General features: G+C 59.4%; 3 protein-coding genes. 2 read left to right on the forward strand and 1 reads right to left on the reverse strand.

Annotated elements, in window-relative coordinates; all coding sequences use genetic code 11:
* Positions 1–255 precede the first annotated feature (255 nt).
* Entirely contained in the window at positions 256–720 is a 465-nt protein-coding gene (locus CKO42_RS26530) for a DUF1640 domain-containing protein (RefSeq protein ID WP_200252572.1), read from the reverse strand.
* 138 nt (positions 721–858) lie between these two features.
* On the opposite strand from CKO42_RS26530, the gene CKO42_RS28110 reads away from it, so the two are divergent.
* The gene (locus CKO42_RS28110; protein WP_200252575.1) at positions 859–1,152 is read left to right on the forward strand and encodes an Rpn family recombination-promoting nuclease/putative transposase; all 294 of its coding nucleotides are present in this window, start codon (positions 859–861) and stop codon (positions 1,150–1,152) included.
* A 13-nt stretch (positions 1,153–1,165) separates the two neighbouring features.
* Positions 1,166–1,510 (forward strand): Rpn family recombination-promoting nuclease/putative transposase, encoded by a 345-nt coding sequence (locus tag CKO42_RS28115; protein WP_207148844.1) that lies wholly within the window; start codon positions 1,166–1,168, stop codon positions 1,508–1,510.
* Positions 1,511–1,624 lie beyond the last annotated feature (114 nt).

Here is a 1,624-nt window from a genome sequence, read left to right on the forward strand (position 1 = left end):
CTGGATTTCGACCAATTGATCAATACCCTCTTGCAGAAAGACATGGAATTGCTTGAGACCTTTGCGCAAGGATCATCGCCGTAAACACGACGAGCATTAGCGCCCTCGGTTTGTTACGCGAGACACCAGAGCGCATCCTCATCGCTGAGACCCCGGAGGCGGAGTTTCACTGAGCCGCGCCAACAACAGCCTGCGGTTGCGGTCCTGATGGCGCGCCAGCGCCGAGCGCTCAAGCCACAGCGCCGTCGAGCGTCGTCAAGGTCCGATCAGCACATCCGCGAGCTTCAGCACGACGCCGAGGATGGCGAGGCCGCCGATGAGCCAACGGGTCTGCGCGGCCAGTGCTTGGTGCAGGCTCACTTCGAGCTGGCTGATTCGCTCCTGTAAGCGTGCGTCGACCTCTTTGATCTGGAGTTCAAGGGCCTTGATGTCCTTCTGTAGGCGCGCCTCGAGTTCCTTGATGTCCTTCTGTAGGCGCGCTTCGACCTCCATGATCTGGAGCTCAACATCTTTGATGTCCTTCTTCAGCCGCGCCTCAACCTCCTTGATTTCCTTCTGCAAGCGCAGCTCGGCTTCACGGACATGGCCCTGGGTTGCGAGATCATTGAGCTGAGGGAAACGGGCTTCGAGCGCATCAAAGGCTTGCGCAATCACCTCAGCACGCTCCTCATCGCTCGAGGTGTGTTTCAACTTGGTGTAGAGATCAAAGGCCGCACTCATCAGTGGTTGCTCTGGCAGGGATTTGGGTGACCGACGCTGGGGTCGCGGCGGGGCGAGAGTGAGCAGTATAGCGAGCAGCACAGGACGGCTGCACGCGATCATCGCGGCTGCGGCGGGCGTCTCGTGCATGGGTGCAGGGTGCTCGCCGCAACAGTCCAATCTGGTCCAGTTCGTTCCATCGACGAGATCAACAACCCCCATGACGTCTACTTCCGCGAAAGCTTCACCCGGCGCGAGATCGCGCAGGATTTCTTGCGCCAGCAACGGCCAACTGAACTGCTTGAGGTGGTGGATCTTGACAGTCTGGAGATCAGCAAAGACAGCTACGTCTCCAAGGAATTGCGCGCGTCCTATTCAGATCTGGTCTATCGGCTGAAATGGCGTGTGCCCGATCAGGCTGATCCAGCCGTACCTGAGCAGGGTGCCCGATGAGGCTGATCCAGCCGTGCCTGAGCAGGCTGATCCGGCCGCTGCAGTTGATTTAGAAGATGCTGCAGCCACCCTCGCACTCCACGTCTACATCCTGTTTGAGCACAAGAGCCATCCCGACTACTGGGTCTTGCTGCAACTGCTGCGCTACATCGCGCTGCAAGGCGATGCCTACCGCAAGCAGCATCCCGAGGCCAAGACCTTGCCGCCGGTCTATCCGCTGGTGCTCTATCATGGTCAGAGCCGCTGGCGGATGCCGAGCGACTTCCACGCGCTGATCCGGCCGCTACCAGAGGCGCTTAAACCCAATACCGTTCAATGGCACAGCACGATGCTCTCCTCAAAGGGTTTGGTCGGCTGAGGAGGATGTCGGTGGTGCGCACGCTTCTTGGGCCATTTGCTCATCTTTTGTTTGATGACGCGGGGATTGATCCGGTGACGACGCGGCGGGATGGTTTCCTCGGCGACTTCCTGC

This window comes from Lamprobacter modestohalophilus, assembly GCF_016583905.1.
GTDB lineage: Bacteria > Pseudomonadota > Gammaproteobacteria > Chromatiales > Chromatiaceae > Lamprobacter > Lamprobacter modestohalophilus.